Here is a 17,539-nt window from a genome sequence, read left to right on the forward strand (position 1 = left end):
AATGAATAATATGATATAAGGGTAAAAGAAAATTATGCCCCTTACTGTAATCTTTGTTCTACATCAATTACTGATGCTCTGATAACACCATCAGTCACATAGACTGAAAGTTCATCTTCTGCCTTAATTCCCTCTATGCTGCGGATATTTCTGCCGTCCTTATCAGACACATACGAGTATCCGCCCTTTAATCTGTCAAGTGGAGAAAGGCCTTTAAGCTTTTCAATATTTACATCCAGTCTGTGCCTAAGTTCAAGAATTCTCTTAGCCATATTATCAGACAGTTTATCCTGATATTGATCAAGTCTTATCAGTCTGTCCTTAACACGTCCCATAGGACTAAGAAGCCTTAGCGAATCCCTGCTGTTTTTCTCAAGCATCTTATAACCGTCAAGCTTTCTGCTGATCAGCTTGTTAAGTGAGTAGGAATAATCCTGAATGTCCTGTATTAATCTATCGTATTCAAAAACTGCAAGCTCAGCAGCAGCGGATGGCGTCGGTGCCCTTCTATCTGCCACAAAGTCTGCAATTGTAGTATCTGTTTCATGTCCAACTGCTGATATTATCGGGATAGGGCAATCAAAAATAGCCTGTGCAACTATCTCCTCATTAAATGCCCATAAATCTTCTATAGAACCTCCGCCACGCCCAACAATGATCACATCTACATCTTTTTGCGAAAGCGTATGAATTCCTTCGACAATGCTCTCAGCAGCCTGATCACCCTGTACGATCGCCGGATAAAGAATAATCTGAATATGTGGATTTCTCCTGGTAGCGACATTTATAATATCCCGCACCGCTGCTCCCGTTGGAGCTGTTACTACGCCGAGAGTCTTTATATAACGAGGAATGGGCAATTTATACTCATCTGCAAACATGCCCAATTCCTGCATTTTCCTTTTCAGTTCCTCATAGCGCTCGTAAAGAGCACCTGCTCCATCAAGTTGAATCTCCCTTGCATAGAGCTGGTACTTCCCATCTCTTTCATATACATCAATACTGCCGGTGACCTTTACCTGCTGGCCTTCCTGCATATTAAACTTAAGGCCTGCCCTGTCACCGCGAAACATTACACAGGCAATAGCAGCGCCGGAATCCTTAATAGTAAAGTAAATATGTCCTGACGAATGATATTTACAATTGCTCACCTCTCCTTTAACAGTAACTGCCTTTAAAAGAAAGTCCTGAGCAAACATATTCCTGATATATGCATTAACCTGTGTGACTGTATATTCACTGCGCAAATTTAGCTAACACTCCGTTTACAAACGCAGGAGAACCATCCTGTCCAAATTTTTTAGCAAGCTCAACTGCCTCATTGATTGCAACACCTGTCGGTACTGAGTCATCATATCTGATCTCATATACAGCAAGCCTGATGATAGTAAGATCAACCTTGGCCATACGTGATGTAACCCATCCTGTTGTGGTCTCGTTGATAGCCTTATCAATTTCTTCAAGCTTTGAAGCTATGTTCTCATATTTTTCTCTGACATAATCAGCGTCTGTCTTTGTAAACTCTTTATCCCCTGTAGTAGTAAAGAGCTCTTCCTGCTCAGACATTTCATCAATTGTGTTAAACTCTACTCTAAACAGCAGCTGAAAGACCTGCTCTCTAAGTTCACTTCTGTTCATATCATCCTATCCATTCTAAAAAACTTAAGCCTTAGGCATTGTAATGCCTGCTATTCTAATGTTAACATCGGTAACTTCAAGCCCTGTCATATTCTCTATTGTTGATTTGACACGGGTCTGTGCCTGCTGGCATGTTGCCGGAATATTGTATCCATAAACCATCATAAGTGCCAGATCAATTTTTACTTCAGATGAACTAAGTAAAACTTTGGCTCCCTTAGTAAGGTTCTTCCTTGTAACCTTTTCCAAAACATCGCTTGTGTAATTACCAGCCATAGCTGAAACACCATCAACTTCAAGTGCAGCTAAAACTGCAATTCTTGCAACTACATCATCAGCAATCTTAACTGATCCAATTTCTGCTAATCCTTTTGCCATTTCAAACTTACCTCGTTATCTTCTAAAAGATGCATATATATCATAGTATAACATAATTGCAGGCTTGATTAAACCACGCTTTCAATTATCAGGCGATCCAAAAAATAATCGTATTGGTGTCTGCAAACGTAGTATATGAAATTGAAGAGTTCTCACCCTGCAAATAGTTAAATACCAGTCGCTGAGTGATAAGCTGATCAAACAGCTGATCATATACATTCTTGCTGGCGCATTTGATTATAACATTACTGCTTCCATCCTGATATCTTCTGCTGAACAATTCCCCTACAAGAGCAAGCTCCGCAGAAGTAAAATATTCATCTTCCCTGACATAATAATTGTCTTTAAGACTATTGCATACCGGCATGTATATTACATCTGATATGGTGTGATTCTTAAGCAGTTCATCGGTTGTAACATTCAGATAATCATAATTCACAGCAGGAAGCCTGGTGGCATCAGCACTTTCACCATTTCCCACCTGGTAGGATGAATCTCCCCATGTCACATCAAGATAATAATATGCACCGTTACACTCAACCAGATTCCAGGCGTGACTTACGCCCTTTGACTTCTTAGTATCGACAGTCCCGGTAACAAGTGTGCAGTTAATTCCAAGTTTGTTCAAAAGATATTGTGCTGCCTTCGAATAACCGTTGCAGACACTTTTCTTATTTATGAAAACCGAGCAGATATTCTGATTATCCTCAGCCTCGACATCATACTCAGTATTATTTATCAGATACTCATAAATATACTTAATAGCATAATATTCATCAGAAGATCCCGGTGCTCCGGACAGACATTCATTTGCAGCTTTATCTATTTGCTTTTGTTTGATTGCAACTTCATTTTCGTTGTAAATATAGCTTCCGGAAAATGTTATGTTCGTAATCACATCGTCCAACGACAGATAATTTGTATACTTATAACCATCCACATAAAACAGTTCCGGGTGGTCGATAAGCAGATAATCAAAGACAAGGTCAAGGGCTTCATCACTTGTAGTAGAAACAGGAACATCCACCGCCATATTCTGTATGATTATCAACATCTCAGCGTACAAAGTCTTGCCCGCCTCTGTAAGACGCTCATAGGCATATAATCCTTTTTGTTCCCGCTTAACCAAGTCAATACTATTATCAGTAAGTCCGGCATCAAGCCTTGCCTGCTTCATATCCTCATTAAGACTCGACTCAGATATGTGCATATAAGAATCGCTAAATAGTTTATCCGCAATACTCTCATCAGAAGTCTGTTCATCACTTGTAACACCTGAAGATGTAGCATCAGTACTATTCGTGCCACTATCTTCATCAGCCGCTGAACTATTATTGCTATCAGATGGCTCTGTGCCTGATATATCCTGACCGATACCATTTTCTGCCAAAGTATTATCTTCGGTAGAAGCATCCTTCATGCCAAGGATTTCCAGATACTCATCAACGCTGGAATAAGCGCAGCCTGAGAGCATGCATATCATAGTTAATATGCTCAGCAGAATCGCTATTTTTTTCTTAGCAAAACAAACTCTCATACTGCGCCTCCAACGTATTTTCTTTCTCATTCATTGTTACATGAAACCTACAGTAAATGCATGTTTCTGCAATATCTTTTATGCGTGTAAACAATATTAATTCTTTTTGAACTCAGATAAAATAAGTCCCTTGTTTCTATCCATAGTCATGCCAACGCTCCACTCATTAATAAACAAAAGAAGTGGTCTGTCATGCATATCTTTAATCTTCTTCATATCTGATGTTCCAACAAGTGTAGACATATCAACGTCTTCATTATCAACCCATCTGATATACTCATATGGAAGATTTTCAAGGATTATATCTACATTGTACTCACTTTGCAGTCTAAATTTCAACACATCAAACTGAAGAACACCTACAACGCCTACAATTATCTCTTCAAGACCTGTATTGTATTCCTGGAAAATCTGAATCGCACCTTCCTGAGCAATCTGAGTGATTCCCTTTACAAACTGCTTACGTTTCATTGTGTCCACCTGACGTACTCGCGCAAAGTGCTCAGGCGCAAAAGTAGGAATTCCCTCATACACAATATTATCCTTAGGCATGCATACTGTATCGCCTATTGAGAAAAGACCCGGATCAAATACACCGATGATATCTCCGGCATAAGCTTCACTCAGTATCTTACGCTCATCAGCCATAAGCTGCTGTGGCTGTGAAAGTCGCATTACTTTACCACTCTGTACATGCTTGACTTCATTGTCGGCATCATATCTTCCGGAACAAATTCTCATGAAAGCAATTCTGTCTCTGTGAGCCTTGTTCATGTTAGCCTGAATCTTGAAAACAAATGCAGAAAAGTCTCTATCAAGAGGATCTACCTTTTCACCATCAGAAGATGTACGTCCTGTAGGAGGAGTAGCCATCTTTAAGAAATGGTGCAAAAACAGCTCAACTCCGAAATTCTGCAGTGCTGAACCAAAGAATACAGGAGTAAGTTCACCGGCACGAACTTTATCGATATCATATTCAGTGCCTGCGCCGTCAAGAAGCTCAATTTCGTTTACAAGCTTATCTAAAGCTTGTTCTCCAACAAGTTCATCGATTGAAGCCTTGTCATCGAGACTTATATGAGTTTCTTTTCCCTCTTTTGTTCCCTTCTGAGTTTCAGAGAAAGTTACGATGTGACCTTCTCTTCTATCATAAATTCCTTTAAAATTCTTACCTGATCCAATCGGCCAGTTCATCGGACATGTTGCGATTCCAAGATTATTCTCGATGTCATCAAGAAGATCAAAAGTATCCATCGCATCTCTATCCAACTTATTGATAAAAGTAAAGATCGGAATATGGCTCATTGCACAAACTTTGAAAAGTTTTCTTGTCTGAGCCTCAACACCCTTACTTGCATCGATAACCATGACAGCAGAATCCGCTGCCATAAGTGTTCTATATGTATCTTCTGAGAAATCCTGGTGTCCGGGAGTATCAAGAATATTTATGCAACATCCTTCAAAATTAAACTGAAGAACTGAAGAAGTTACTGAAATACCACGTTGCTTCTCAATTTCCATCCAGTCTGAAACTGCATGTCTGGCTGTTGCTTTTCCCTTAACGCTACCTGCCATATTAATAGCTCCACCATAAAGAAGGAACTTCTCTGTAAGAGTTGTCTTACCTGCATCCGGGTGAGAGATTATGGCAAAAGTACGTCTTTTATTTATCTCATTAATTGTTTCTTTTGTATTACCCATTTCTATAATCCATTCACTTATCAGTCTTTTGTTACAAATATGAGGTCGGCATGATAACCATTCCGACCCCACAATCATTAGCACCTAATCAATACAAACTGCATCAGTTCTGTGCAACATCCTTCATAGAGAAGCTGATTCTGCCCATCTTGTCCTTGCCAAGGCATACAACTGTAACTGTGTCGCCAAGTGTAAGAACATCCTCAACACGATCAATTCTTTCTTTTGAGATCTTGCTGATGTGAACCATGCCTTCTTTTCCAGGAGCAAATTCAACAAATGCGCCAAATTCTTTGATACTTACTACTTTACCGGTAAATACCTGACCTTTTTCAAAATCAGAAACAATAATATTGATCATATCAACAGCCTGCTTGATCATATCCTGATCTTCACCGCAAACTGAAACCTTACCATCATCAGTAATATCAATCTTAACGCCTGTACGAGTGATAATCTCGTTGATTGTCTTTCCTCTCTGACCAACAACATCGCCAATCTTTTCAGGGTCAATCTGAATGAATACAATCTTAGGAGCATACTTGGATACTTCCTTACGAGGCTCTGCAATAGCTTTGCTCATGCACTCATCCATAATAAACAATCTAGCCTCACGGCACTGCGCAATAGCTGTCTCAACGATAGGCTTTGTAAGACCATGAATCTTAATATCCATCTGGATAGCTGTAATACCATCTTTTGTTCCGGTTACCTTGAAGTCCATATCTCCAAAGAAGTCTTCAAGTCCCTGAATATCTGTAAGAACGATGAAATCATCATCTGTATCGCCTGTTACAAGACCGCAGCTAATTCCGGCAACCATCTTCTTGATAGGTACACCTGCAGCCATAAGAGACATACATGATGCACATGTTGAAGCCATGGATGTTGATCCGTTAGACTCAAATGTCTCTGATACGCAACGGATTGCATAAGGGAATTCTTCAACGCTTGGAAGTACAGGAAGAAGTGCTCTCTCAGCAAGTGCTCCGTGTCCGATTTCTCTACGTCCTGGGCCTCTTGATACCTTGGTCTCACCAACAGAATATGCCGGGAAGTTGTACTGATGAACATATCTCTTATCAGCAGCAAAGTTATCAAGTCCCTCTACCTTCTGAGCTTCAGAAAGTGGTGCAAGTGTTGTTACGTCGCAGATCTGTGTCTGACCACGAGTAAACATAGCACTTCCGTGAACTCTTGGGATAAGATCTATCTCAGCAGAAAGAGGTCTTATCTGCTTGATCTCACGACCATCTGGTCTCTTGTGATCTTTAAGGATCATCTTACGAACAGTCTTCTTCTCATACTGATAAATAGCTTCTCCGAGGATTGCAAGCCATTCCTCATTATCAGCAAACTTCTCTGTAAGTCTGTCTGTAATATCAGCGATGTTAGCTTCTCTTGTCTGCTTATCATCTGTAAATACAGCCTTCTCCATCTCTTCCGGAGGAACAACTTCCTTAATTGCAGCAAAAAGCTCTTCAGGAACAGCACAGCTTGTATATTCGTGCTTTGGCTTACCTACTTCAGCAACAATACCCTTAAAGAATTCGATAATCTGAAGGTTTACATCGTGTGCCTTGTAGATAGCTTCCTTCATCTTTTCTTCAGGAATCTCATTAGCGCCAGCCTCGATCATGATAACCTTCTGTCCAACAGAAGCTACTGTAAGCTTAAGGTCACCTGTATTCCACTGTTCCTGTGTAGGGTTAACGATGAGTTCTCCATCGATCATTCCCATCTGTGTCATAGCGCAAGGGCCATCAAAAGGAATATCTGAAATTGAAACAGAAACAGAAGCACCAAGCATTGCTAAAAGCTCAGGTCTGCACTGAGGATCAACAGACATTACCATAGTCTCGATTGTTACGTCATTTCTATAATCCTTAGGGAAAAGAGGACGCATAGGACGATCGATAACACGGCTGGTAAGAATAGCATTTTCTGAAGGCTTTCCTTCTCTCTTATTGTATCCTCCCGGGAATTTGCCTACAGCATAGAATTTCTCACCATATTCTACTGAAAGTGGGAAGAAATCAATTCCGTCTCTTGGCTTAGCTGACGCTGTAGCTGTACAAAGAACTGTTGTATCTCCATACTGCATGAATGCGCAACCATTCGCCTGTTTACCAACCTTGCCAACCTCGACCTTAAGTGTGCGGCCAGCCAGTTCCATTGAATAAGTTTTTACCATTTTTTCTCCTTCGCTCTGCTCATCCGCAGTCCTTCATCCACTTTTTGAAAAAGCCATAATGAAACAAACTCTGACTAAAAAAAAGTACTTCAGGCGCGTGTGCAGTTTAAACATATTTGCATCATCTATAGAAAAGCGTAAATACGCATATTCTCTTAAAACATAGAAAGACGGAACAGGCTGATTCTCATCAGCCTAATCCCGCCTTTAATGATTCTAATTACTTTCTGAGACCAAGATCAGCGATAAGCTTACGATAAGCTTCGATATCCTTCTTCTTAAGATATCCAAGAAGGCTACGTCTCTGACCTACCATCTTAAGAAGACCTCTTCTTGAGTGGTGATCCTTAGGGTTCTTGTCAAGGTGAGCGTTAAGCTCTTTAATTCTCTCTGTAAGAATAGCAACCTGAACTTCTGGTGAACCTGTGTCGCCAGCCTTTCTAGCAAACTTTCCGATAACTTCTGTTTTCTTCTCTTTTGTAATCATGTTCTTCTCCTTTTCTTCGCAAGTGTAATAAATACACTGCATACATTTACATGAATCCGCCTCCTACACAGATAAAGGATGGAGTATCCAAAAACCGTGTAAAGGTAATTCTAACAATTTCTGTTGGCACTTTCGTCACCAACTAAGTCATATTAGCATAGAAGCCTATATATGTAAAGTATTTTTATAATTCTGCGTTTATCACCGGCTGACAAATTTAGAAAACTTCCCTTGAAAAATAATCCTATTTTCTGACAGGTAATGTTATAATCATTACTGTATGTTTATTGTGGAGGGTTTTAATGAAAAAAAAGATATCAATTGTTGTTTCTGTTTACAATGAGCAGGAAGTGCTCAATCTTTTTGTAAACGCCTTTGAAAAAATAAAAAACAAAATCCAATGGGATTATGAACTTATATTTGTTAATGACGGAAGTAGTGATAACAGCCTTTCTATATTAAAGGAACTTTCTGATAAATATCCGTATATTAAACTGATTTCTTTTACCAAAAACTTCGGTCACGAAGCTGCCATGATCGCCGGAATAGACAACGCAACCGGAGATGGCATAATATGCATGGACGCTGACCTTCAGCATCCTGTCGAGTGCATTCCTCAGATCATTTCTGAATTTGATAAAGGCATAGATGTAGTCAATATGATAAGGACCGAGAATAAATCTGCTGGTCTTTCCAAAAAAATTACTACATTTTTATTCTACCGCGTTGTAAACATTCTATCCGCCAATGATTCGTTCAAGGAAAATGCCTCTGATTTTATCGCAATAAGCAAAAGAGCTGCCGACGTTTTAAGAAAAAACTACCGCGACAAAGTCCGTTTTCTTAGAGGCTACGTTCAAAACATGGGCTTTCCTTCTACAACTATCACCTATGTTGCTCCGGAAAGAGCTGCCGGCAAAAGTCATTACAGCCTTATAAAGCTATGGCACTATTCCACAAATGTCATTGTTGGATTTTCGGATTTTCCACTTAAAGTCGGCGGTTACGCAGGCATTGCTTCTGCGCTTATCGGCGTTTTGGTGATCATCGATGCACTTTTAACCTATAAAAAAGCCCCAAGCGGATATGCAACTATAATCGTTGTACTGTGCTTCATGTTTGCGGTCTTATTCGTCATTATTGGAATAATCGGCAAATACCTTGCTGTTCTATTTTACGAATCCAAAGACAGGCCGATTTATATACTCGATGAAAAAATAGGATTTAACGGAGAAGAAAATGATTGAATTTCATGCTGATGACTACGGAATGTTTCCGGCTCAGAGTAAAAGAATTATAGATTGCATAGATAACGGTGCCATCAACAGTGTCAGTGTCATGCCCAACAGTCCATATCTGGATGAATGTATGAACATGCTTAAAGGCAAAAAAGTTTTGATAACAGTTCATTTAAATCTCGTTCAGGGCAAACCCCTGACAGATTGTAAGCTCCTTGCACCAAATGGAGAATTTGATATTTCCTTTGGCAAACTGCTTGTCATCTCCTACCTGCCTTTTTTGAGAAAAAAGTACAGAGAAGAGATAAAAAAAGAATACATCGCTCAGATCAGATCAGTACAGAAGTATCTTGATAACCAGCATTTTCGCCTCGACTCACATTGGCACTATCATATGCTGCCAATCGCTTTTGATGCGATGATGGATGCTGTCAAAGAGACCAAAATAGATGTTGAATATATAAGACTTCCTGCTGACAGGATATCTTTTTTCTTTAAAGGCAAAAACAGAGAAAGAATAATTCCTATCAACATCGTTAAAGTTCTTATCCTGAATACCTTTAGACTAAGGGCTCGCAGAAAATACGGAAAGTATTTAAACAATCTGGAAAAGAAAGATTTCTTTGGTGTAATGTACTCAGGTAATATGAATAAGATCAATACCAGATTCATCCTTGAAAACATCTTGCCAGGCAAGGATTATGAAATTCTTTTCCACCCGGGAAGTGTACTTGAAGAAAATGATATTGCAAATCTTACAAATCCCGGAGACAAAGAATTCCTGACCAGCCCAAAAAGAAAAGCAGAAGCTGATGCAACCACATCAGTCTGCTTAGAATTTTAAAGCAATAACGAATATGTTCTTACGTATAATTGCAAAAACACGCATTTCTGGGAATTAATTTCATGCAACAATGAATGAAGTAAGCAAATAGGCCTCAAAGCAGTCGATTTCAAATGGCCTATTTGCATAACATCCTTAGATTTTATAACCAAGAATGTATATTCTTTCTATCTAATTGCAGCCTCCAAATCATTCTCAATCTGAGCTTTAAGCTGTTCTATGCTATCAAACTTCATTTCAGGTCTGACAAATTTTTTCAGGCGAACCTCTATCATTTTGCCATATACATCTTCATTAAAATCATAAAGATATGTTTCAACTCCAACCTGATTCGAAGAAGAAACAGTAGGTTTTCTTCCAATATTTGTCATTCCGTTGTATTCTTTGCCGTCTATCTTTACAATACTGCTGTAAACGCCAAAGGGCGGCAATAATTTATTGGCAGAAGGCAAAATATTTACAGTAGGAATTCCTATTGTGCGTCCCAACTGTCTGCCATGCTCAACTATTCCGCAAACACAATAGTCATTTCCAAGAAGTCTAGTAACCATTGGCATATTTCCATCTGCCACCTGGTTTCTCACTCTTGTGGAGCTTACTTCCTCCCCATCGAGCATAACTTTATCTATGAGACATAATTCAAAGCCCAGCTCTTTGCTTAAGTTTTTGAGTAAATACTGATCTCCTCTTCCCTTATCGCCAAAAGAAACATCTGTACCTGCCGCTATAAAATCAGCTTTTAAATCTTCTACAAGAATCATCTTAACAAAGTCTTCCGGCGGAGTTGCAGCCGTCTCCAAGGTAAGCGGAAACTCCACCAGAATATCTATCCCAAGTTCCTCAAAGGCCTTTCTTTTTTCATTTCTTGTAAATAGTTGTCTTACAGGATGTCCAACAAAGAATTCTTCCGGGGATGGTTCAAATGTAAATACAGTTGCCTTTAAACCATCCTGTTTCTGATCCGTGATGTATTTAAGGAGCTTTTTGTGCCCAAGATGAATCCCATCAAATTTGCCTATCGCAATAGCTGTTTTATCCTGAATATTCAGTTCATCTAGTCTTGTTATGATTTGCATACTTCCTATTTCTTCCTTACATCAAATAAATTACTTCTCAAAGAAAAACTTATCCACTTTAAAGAGCTTTGTCCTTGAGTCATATTTATAAATGCCAAAAAATGTATCATCAGAAGCATATACTCTGAACTGATTTCCATCCTTAAACATTTCATCGGCATAATCTATATCATTTACCCCATCAGGGTCCTCATTAAGGACATTGTTTTTCCTGAAGCTATTGCCATTTTCAAGCAGAACTCTTGCATTATCATCCACATGGATAGCATCCAGATCCCTGAAAATAAACTCCGGAGATTGTATTACGCTTTCAATAGTCCCGGCATCTCTCATTTCTTCAACAGTCTTAAGCTTTATTGCAGTATCAAGAGCAAATGCGCCAACTCTTGTTCGTAAAAGATTCTGCATTGCAGCTCCGCACCCAAGCCTCTGGCCTATATCATTGCACAAAGTCCTGATATATGTTCCCTTTGAGCACTTCACTTCCATAGTAAAAACATGCTCATCTTCAAGATGTGAATCATCCAGTATTGTTATAGCCTCTATATGCACTCTTCTTGCGCTTCGCTCAACTTCTATTCCTTCGCGGGCAAGTTCATAAAGTTTCTTACCATTTTGTTTGATAGCTGAATACATAGGAGGAATCTGATCATAATCTCCCGCAAAAGCCTTAACTGCATCGCGAAGTTCTTCCTTAGATACATTTACAGGCATCTCTTCAAGTACAGAACCTGACATATCCTGAGTATCTGTTGTAACTCCCAGGCGGCATTCTGCTATATATTCCTTATCATGATCGGTAAGCATCTCTACAAGCTTGGTTCCTGTTCCCAGACACACAACTAATACTCCTGACGCATCAGGGTCAAGGGTTCCGGTATGGCCTATCTTTTTCTGATGCAATATGCCTCTTAGCTTAGCAACAACATCGTTTGATGTAAAACCAGGCTCTTTATATATATTTATAAGTCCATTGTATTTATTCATGGGCATTTCCTTACTATTCGTAAAATAATCTCTTCTGTCGCAATTGGAAAAAATAGTCGCAAGATGAAAAATCCTGCGACCATAGTGTTGTTACTGAATCATATTCTCAAGAAATGCACACCATAATGCTCATTTTTTGTCTAATCAGTAACATAATGTTATTATTCGGTAGCGTACAACTGCTGATGAATATATTTTGAAAGATTGTTTATTACGTCATGTGATGTGCCATTTACAGTGCATCCTGATGCTCTTACATGGCCGCCGCCTCCCATAAGTTTGGCAACTTTTGAAACATCCACAGCACCATTGCTTCGAAGGCTCACTCTGTAAAGAAGAGGTTCTTCCTCATACATAAAGATTGCACAGTCAACGCCAATGGTCAGCTGAAGCTGATTTACTATACCATCCAGGTCGCTTCCCTTAACTCCGTAAAAATCCATTGTCTGTCTTGAAACAACAGATACAATGCATCTGCCATCCATAAGAAGTATACTCTCCAAAAGAGCTCTTCCTAAAATCTGATTCTGTAAATATGTCTTTTCATAAAATACATGATCGATAAGACTTGTAAAATCAAAGCCATAGGAAACAAGTTTTCCAGCTGTCTCGTATGTCTTCTGAGATGTACTGTTGTACTTAAATACACCTGTATCAGTAACTATTCCGGTGTAAATAGACTTTGCTATCTCAGCGTCCATCTTCTCTTCATTTACACAATCATAAACAAGTTCACAAGCAGAACTTGCAGTAGGAACAATATATGTAATATCTCCTGTTCCAGGATTGCTTACATGATGATCAATATTAACTGTCTTCTTGGCTGCATCAAAGAGTTTCTCAGCTCCACCAAGTCTTCCTTTTTCACAATCTATGCAGAAAAACAGATCAAAGCTTTCTACATCTGTTTTAAAGTCATGATTGATCTTATCTGTATCTTTTATAAATGATAATTCTTCCGGAATGTTCTCAAGGAAAACCTCTGCCTTAACATCCGGATAATTTTTGGTGATATAAAGATAAGTTCCCATACAGGAGCCAACGCAATCGCCATCCGGACGAACATGTCCTGCGATACCTACAGTCTTAACTCCTTCCATCAATTCATCTATCTTCATTTTCAACCTTCTCTTTCTAATCTGGAACTACTAATTATTCTCAAAACTATTCCAGTACATTTTCAAACTGACACCAAACTAAATTCCCATGAAATCAACAATAAATATTTGCTTCCAGAATTATATTAAACAACGCATCAATCAGAAAAGCATGTACTTATTAAATATCCTCTTCATCGTCCTGCTCGGGTTCTTCTTCGATTACTTCTCCACGAGCTGCTCTGGCCTCATTGTCCTTAGCTGTTACTTCTTCAATCTTCTTGGACATATTGATAGCATACTCAATAGAATCATCCATGATAAATCTGATCTCGGGAGTATATCTCATATTGAGCTCTTTTGCCAAAGTACTGCGCACATAACCTGCTGCGCTCTTAAGACCTTCTTCTGTTCTTAATCTGTCCTCATCATTTCCCATGACAGTTACCCAGACCTTACATGTTTTAAGGTCTGGAGCAACTTCAACATCCATAACAGATGTGAATGGACTGATTCTTGGATCTTTGCTATAACGAAGCGCCTCAGAAATTACTTTCATGACTTCTCCGTTGATTCTTTTATTTTTATTACTGTTCTTACGCATCTTATTCTCCTACGTAATTTACGAATCTAATGAAACACTGATAAAATCAGCCATCGTCCGTAACCCGCACTGCGCAAACCATAAAAGCCTGCTTATACTTTTATTACTGTCTTGGAACTTCAACCATCTCGTAAGCTTCTACCATATCACCTTCATGAATCTGGTCAAAGCCATCAAATACAAGACCGCACTCGAAGCCTTCCTTAACATCCTTAACATCATCTTTAAATCTCTTGAGTGATGCAAGATCACCTTCAAAGATCTGTTCACCATCTCTGGTAATTCTAACCTTGCAATCTTTCTTGATAACACCATCCTTAACGAAAGCACCTGCAATGTTACCAACCTTGGAAGCCTTGAATATCTGACGAACCTCGGCATGACCTGTTACTCTTTCCTCATAGATAGGAGCAAGCATACCCTTCATAGCATATTCAATCTCTTCGATTGCCTGATAAATAACCTTGTAAAGCTTGATCTCAACGCCTTCGTGTTCAGCCATGCTCTTAGCAGTAGCATCAGGACGAACATCAAAACCAATGATGATAGCATTAGATGCAGCAGCAAGTGTTACATCTGATTCAGTGATGGCACCAACACCGCCATGGATAACCTTAACAACAACTTCATCATTAGAAAGCTTAAGAAGACTCTGTTTAAGGGCTTCTACACTACCCTGAACGTCAGCCTTGATAATGATATCAAGTTCCTGAAGTCTGCCTTCCTCGATCTTGGAGTACAGATCATCAAGTGACATCTTAGCCTTTGTCTCTTCGATAAGGTCTTTCTTGTGCTGCTGAAGGTAAGTATTTGCATACTGCTTAGCCTGCTTATCTGTCTCGTGGCCAAGGAATACTTCACCGGCATTAGGTACATCTGAAAGTCCAAGAATCTCAACAGGCTGTGAAGGACGAGCTTCCTTGAGCTTGTTGCCCTTATCATCAACCATGGCTCTTACTTTACCTGAGCTTGCACCGGCTGAGATAAAGTCTCCAACATGCAAAGTACCTTTCTGTACAAGTACGTTTGCAACAGGGCCACGGCCCTTATCAAGTCTTGCTTCAAGTACAAGACCTCTTGCCATTCTGTCAGGATTAGCCTTGAGCTCTAAGATATCTGCTGTAAGGATGATTGTCTCAAGAAGGTCTTCAATACCTTCGCCGGACTTAGCAGATACAGGTACAAACTCTGTAGTTCCGCCCCAATCTGTAGAGATAAGACCATACTCTGTCATTTCCTGCTTAACTCTGTCTACATTAGCATTTGGCTTATCAATCTTATTTACAGCAACAATAATCTCTACCTCTGCAGCTTTTGCATGGTTGATAGCTTCAACAGTCTGAGGCATTACACCGTCATCAGCAGCTACTACAAGAACTGCGATATCAGTAGAATTAGCACCACGCATACGCATTGCTGTAAATGCTTCATGGCCTGGTGTATCAAGGAATGTGATCTTCTGATCATTTACAGATACGGTATAAGCACCGATTCTCTGTGTGATACCACCAGCTTCTCTATCTGTAACACTTGTCTTACGGATAGCATCAAGAAGTGATGTTTTACCATGGTCAACGTGTCCCATTACGCAGACAACAGGTGGTCTCTTCTTAAGTGTTTCAGGATCATCATCTTCCTCTTTAAGGAGCTCTTCAATAACATCAACCGGAACTTCTTTTTCACAGATGATATCATACTCGATAGCAATATTCTCAGCTTCTTCGTATGAAAGCTCAGTATTTACTGTAGAAATCTGACCAGCCATGAAGAGTTTCTTAATGATAACTGATGGCTGCATCTTCATCTTTTCAGCAAGTTCTTTGATAGAAACCTTCTCAGGAATAGAAATAACTTTGATCTGCTCTTCAGGTTCTTCCACTTTCTTGACCTCAGGTTTGATAAATCTTCCAACCTTTTTGCTTCTTGGCATCATTTCTTCCTGCTCATAAGCAAGGTCTTTCTTATTTCTCTTATCCTTCTCCTGACCCATGCGGCGTCTTTCTTCATCTCTGTGATTTCCGCCTTCTTTTACAGGAGCATCAGCAAATCCGCCTCTTTCATTTCTGTCATTGCGCTTGCCATCGAACTTTCCGCCAAATTTATCATTCTTACCGGCAAACTTTCCGCCGCCCTGCTGACCTTTGAAACCATCTTTATTATCACGTCCGGCAAAGCCATTCTGTCCGCCATCTTTGCGGAAACCGCCATCTCTTCCGTTATTTCTGTTCTGGAATGAGCCGTTTCTGTCGCCTCTGTTAAATCCGTTATTTCTCTCGCCATTTCTGTCGTTATTGCGGTCGTTGTTACGATCATTATTTCTGTCATTATTGCGATCGAAGTTTCTCTCGCCGTTTCTGTCATTATTTCTATCGTTATTTCTGTCATTATAACGATCGTTATTTCTTTCGTTTCTCACTGGCTGATTATCTCTGCTTCTATTCTCATTTGAAACATTCACATTCTTAACAGGTGCAACATTTTCTTTCTGCTCAGTAACTTTAGGCTGAGTCTGTACCTGCTGCTTTACTTCTTCCTGAACAGGAGCCTGTGGCTGAACCGGTGCTTCCTTCTTAGGTGCAGGAGCAGTTGTCTTTCTGATAGGAGTATTATAACTGTCAAGCTGTGATGGAGCAGTTAATGGCTTAATTGGGTGATAAGCATTCTGTGACTGTGCAAACTGCTTCCTCTGGCCCTGATTATTGCCGTTTCTGTTGTTGTTATCACGACGCTGATTATTTCCATTATTGGAATTAGAATTAGCATTGGCATTTGAATTATTATTCTGATTACTAAATCCACCCATCTTGGAATTTCCGGCATTTGTAACCATAATAATCTTTTTCTTCTTCTTTGGCGCATCCCCTGCTGGCTTCTGTTCAGTCTTTGCAGCCTTGCCCTCTTTTGTAGCTGCTTCCTTATCAGAATCAGCTTTTTTATCATCTGCTTTTACTTCAGGGGCAGATGCCTGAACATTTTTACTTCCGCCAAAATGTTTTCTTGCCAACTCAGCATCATTTTCTTCTATAGAACTGTTCGAACGCTTCGCCTCAACGCCTTTTTCCTGCAAAAAGCTTAAAAGCTCTTTTCCTTCACATCCAAGCTCATATGCAAGATCGGATATTTTAATTTTTGCCATTACATTTCCTCCATACTTCTATTAGTAGAAAGTAAGTTCTTCCGAAGCGACTGTGCAAAGCCTACGTCTATGATAGCCAGACTTGTTCGAACATCCTTACCAATTGCATGCCCCAATTCCTCCTTGTTGCCAAAAAAGAATATGGGCACATCGTAGTAACTACATTTATCGTTAAACTGTTTTTTGGTGTTATCAGAAGCGTCTTCACTTATGATAACAAGTTCTGCAGTATGTTTGCGAATTGCCTCAAGAGTAGCAAATTCACCACTTTTTAGCTTCCCCGCTCGCATACACAGTCCTAATAATGAATAAATCTTATTAGAATCCAATATATTAGCTTAGCTCCTTTTTTAATCGATCTGAAACTTCTTCAGGTATCTGTGATTTTAATGACCTCTCAAGACCTTTATTCTTAATGGCCTTGGTCAGGCAGGCTGATGAATTGCAAATATATGCACCTCTTCCGTTAGCTCTTCCTGTAGTGTCAAGTATAATCTCATCCTCTGGTGTCTTCAGAATGCGGATCATTTCCTTCTTTTCTTTCATTTCTCCACATCCGACACATTTTCTCATTGGAATTTTCTTTTGCATAAATCTCCAATCCGAATTCTATGTCTAAATA

The 17,539-nt window shown here is 39.5% G+C and carries 16 protein-coding genes; 2 read left to right on the plus strand and 14 right to left on the minus strand.

The features are described 5' to 3' along the window. Nucleotides 1–41: 41 nt before the first annotated feature. The 7 genes from xseA to rpsO all read right to left on the minus strand — a co-directional run bounded on the left by xseA (nt 42) and on the right by rpsO (nt 7,935). A complete protein-coding gene (gene xseA / locus BM086_RS17360; protein ID WP_092330117.1) occupies nt 42–1,247 on the minus strand; it encodes an exodeoxyribonuclease VII large subunit in 1,206 nt (401 codons plus the stop codon). Continuing rightward, nucleotides 1,237–1,638 carry a transcription antitermination factor NusB gene (nusB, locus tag BM086_RS17365; RefSeq protein ID WP_092330119.1) on the minus strand — a complete coding sequence of 134 codons (402 nt, stop codon included), beginning with the start codon at nt 1,636–1,638 and terminating at the stop codon, nt 1,237–1,239. Before nusB ends, xseA begins: the two co-directional genes overlap by 11 nt. Before the next feature lie 24 nt (nt 1,639–1,662). Beyond that, nucleotides 1,663–2,016, minus strand: coding sequence for an Asp23/Gls24 family envelope stress response protein (locus BM086_RS17370; RefSeq protein WP_092330120.1), 354 nt, complete (start codon nt 2,014–2,016; stop codon nt 1,663–1,665). An 88-nt stretch (nt 2,017–2,104) separates the two neighbouring features. After that, nucleotides 2,105–3,553, minus strand: a complete 1,449-nt coding sequence (locus BM086_RS17375) for a transglutaminase domain-containing protein (protein WP_175560351.1) — start codon at nt 3,551–3,553, stop codon at nt 2,105–2,107. Between the two features lie 96 nt (nt 3,554–3,649). After that, entirely contained in the window at nt 3,650–5,254 is a 1,605-nt protein-coding gene (locus BM086_RS17380; protein ID WP_092330141.1) for a peptide chain release factor 3, read from the minus strand. 103 nt (nt 5,255–5,357) lie between these two features. After that, entirely contained in the window at nt 5,358–7,448 is a 2,091-nt protein-coding gene (locus BM086_RS17385) for a polyribonucleotide nucleotidyltransferase (protein WP_092330146.1), read from the minus strand. 220 nt (nt 7,449–7,668) lie between these two features. Continuing rightward, nucleotides 7,669–7,935 carry a 30S ribosomal protein S15 gene (gene rpsO / locus BM086_RS17390; RefSeq protein ID WP_092330272.1) on the minus strand — a complete coding sequence of 89 codons (267 nt, stop codon included), beginning with the start codon at nt 7,933–7,935 and terminating at the stop codon, nt 7,669–7,671. Nucleotides 7,936–8,237: 302 nt separating this feature from the next. Here rpsO and BM086_RS17395 point away from each other — a divergent pair, with 302 nt between their 5' ends. Then, nucleotides 8,238–9,182: a glycosyltransferase family 2 protein gene (locus BM086_RS17395; protein ID WP_092330152.1), complete on the plus strand. Its 945-nt coding sequence runs from the start codon at nt 8,238–8,240 to the stop codon at nt 9,180–9,182. Then, nucleotides 9,175–10,017 (plus strand): ChbG/HpnK family deacetylase, encoded by an 843-nt coding sequence (locus BM086_RS17400; protein ID WP_092330155.1) that lies wholly within the window; start codon nt 9,175–9,177, stop codon nt 10,015–10,017. The genes BM086_RS17395 and BM086_RS17400 overlap by 8 nt, the downstream gene beginning before the upstream one ends. Before the next feature lie 167 nt (nt 10,018–10,184). Here BM086_RS17400 and BM086_RS17405 read toward each other — a convergent pair whose 3' ends face one another. From BM086_RS17405 to rnpM, 7 genes are all read right to left on the minus strand, one after another. Further along, the gene (locus BM086_RS17405) at nt 10,185–11,093 is read right to left on the minus strand and encodes a bifunctional riboflavin kinase/FAD synthetase (RefSeq protein ID WP_092330160.1); all 909 of its coding nucleotides are present in this window, start codon (nt 11,091–11,093) and stop codon (nt 10,185–10,187) included. Nucleotides 11,094–11,123: 30 nt separating this feature from the next. After that, the gene (gene truB / locus BM086_RS17410) at nt 11,124–12,080 is read right to left on the minus strand and encodes a tRNA pseudouridine(55) synthase TruB (RefSeq protein WP_092330165.1); all 957 of its coding nucleotides are present in this window, start codon (nt 12,078–12,080) and stop codon (nt 11,124–11,126) included. Nucleotides 12,081–12,241: 161 nt separating this feature from the next. Next, complete coding sequence (locus tag BM086_RS17415; RefSeq protein ID WP_092330170.1) at nt 12,242–13,198, minus strand: DHH family phosphoesterase; 957 nt, start codon at nt 13,196–13,198, stop codon at nt 12,242–12,244. 160 nt (nt 13,199–13,358) lie between these two features. Then, the gene (rbfA, locus tag BM086_RS17420) at nt 13,359–13,781 is read right to left on the minus strand and encodes a 30S ribosome-binding factor RbfA (RefSeq protein WP_092330175.1); all 423 of its coding nucleotides are present in this window, start codon (nt 13,779–13,781) and stop codon (nt 13,359–13,361) included. Between the two features lie 103 nt (nt 13,782–13,884). Beyond that, nucleotides 13,885–16,917, minus strand: a complete 3,033-nt coding sequence (infB, locus tag BM086_RS17425) for a translation initiation factor IF-2 (RefSeq protein ID WP_092330180.1) — start codon at nt 16,915–16,917, stop codon at nt 13,885–13,887. Next, nucleotides 16,917–17,246, minus strand: a complete 330-nt coding sequence (locus BM086_RS17430) for a L7Ae/L30e/S12e/Gadd45 family ribosomal protein (protein ID WP_330391630.1) — start codon at nt 17,244–17,246, stop codon at nt 16,917–16,919. The genes infB and BM086_RS17430 overlap by 1 nt, the downstream gene beginning before the upstream one ends. A gap of 4 nt (nt 17,247–17,250) precedes the next feature. Continuing rightward, the gene (gene rnpM, locus BM086_RS17435) at nt 17,251–17,508 is read right to left on the minus strand and encodes an RNase P modulator RnpM (RefSeq protein ID WP_092330190.1); all 258 of its coding nucleotides are present in this window, start codon (nt 17,506–17,508) and stop codon (nt 17,251–17,253) included. Nucleotides 17,509–17,539 lie beyond the last annotated feature (31 nt).

The organism is Butyrivibrio sp. YAB3001, assembly GCF_900112195.1.
Lineage (GTDB): Bacteria > Bacillota > Clostridia > Lachnospirales > Lachnospiraceae > Butyrivibrio.

Bases quoted from the DNA above. Each gene is read 5' to 3' on its own strand.
- BM086_RS17400 (WP_092330155.1), top strand. From the start codon at position 9,175: ATGATTGAATTTCATGCTGATGACTACGGAATGTTTCCGGCTCAGAGT.
- rbfA (WP_092330175.1), bottom strand. From the start codon at position 13,781: ATGCGTAAGAACAGTAATAAAAATAAAAGAATCAACGGAGAAGTCATG.
- infB (WP_092330180.1), bottom strand. From the start codon at position 16,917: ATGGCAAAAATTAAAATATCCGATCTTGCATATGAGCTTGGATGTGAA.
- BM086_RS17385 (WP_092330146.1), bottom strand. From the start codon at position 7,448: ATGGTAAAAACTTATTCAATGGAACTGGCTGGCCGCACACTTAAGGTC.
- BM086_RS17380 (WP_092330141.1), bottom strand. From the start codon at position 5,254: ATGGGTAATACAAAAGAAACAATTAATGAGATAAATAAAAGACGTACT.
- BM086_RS17395 (WP_092330152.1), top strand. From the start codon at position 8,238: ATGAAAAAAAAGATATCAATTGTTGTTTCTGTTTACAATGAGCAGGAA.
- rpsO (WP_092330272.1), bottom strand. From the start codon at position 7,935: ATGATTACAAAAGAGAAGAAAACAGAAGTTATCGGAAAGTTTGCTAGA.
- BM086_RS17415 (WP_092330170.1), bottom strand. From the start codon at position 13,198: ATGAAGATAGATGAATTGATGGAAGGAGTTAAGACTGTAGGTATCGCA.
- BM086_RS17405 (WP_092330160.1), bottom strand. From the start codon at position 11,093: ATGCAAATCATAACAAGACTAGATGAACTGAATATTCAGGATAAAACA.
- truB (WP_092330165.1), bottom strand. From the start codon at position 12,080: ATGAATAAATACAATGGACTTATAAATATATATAAAGAGCCTGGTTTT.
- BM086_RS17370 (WP_092330120.1), bottom strand. From the start codon at position 2,016: ATGGCAAAAGGATTAGCAGAAATTGGATCAGTTAAGATTGCTGATGAT.
- nusB (WP_092330119.1), bottom strand. From the start codon at position 1,638: ATGAACAGAAGTGAACTTAGAGAGCAGGTCTTTCAGCTGCTGTTTAGA.
- rnpM (WP_092330190.1), bottom strand. From the start codon at position 17,508: ATGCAAAAGAAAATTCCAATGAGAAAATGTGTCGGATGTGGAGAAATG.
- BM086_RS17375 (WP_175560351.1), bottom strand. From the start codon at position 3,553: ATGAGAGTTTGTTTTGCTAAGAAAAAAATAGCGATTCTGCTGAGCATA.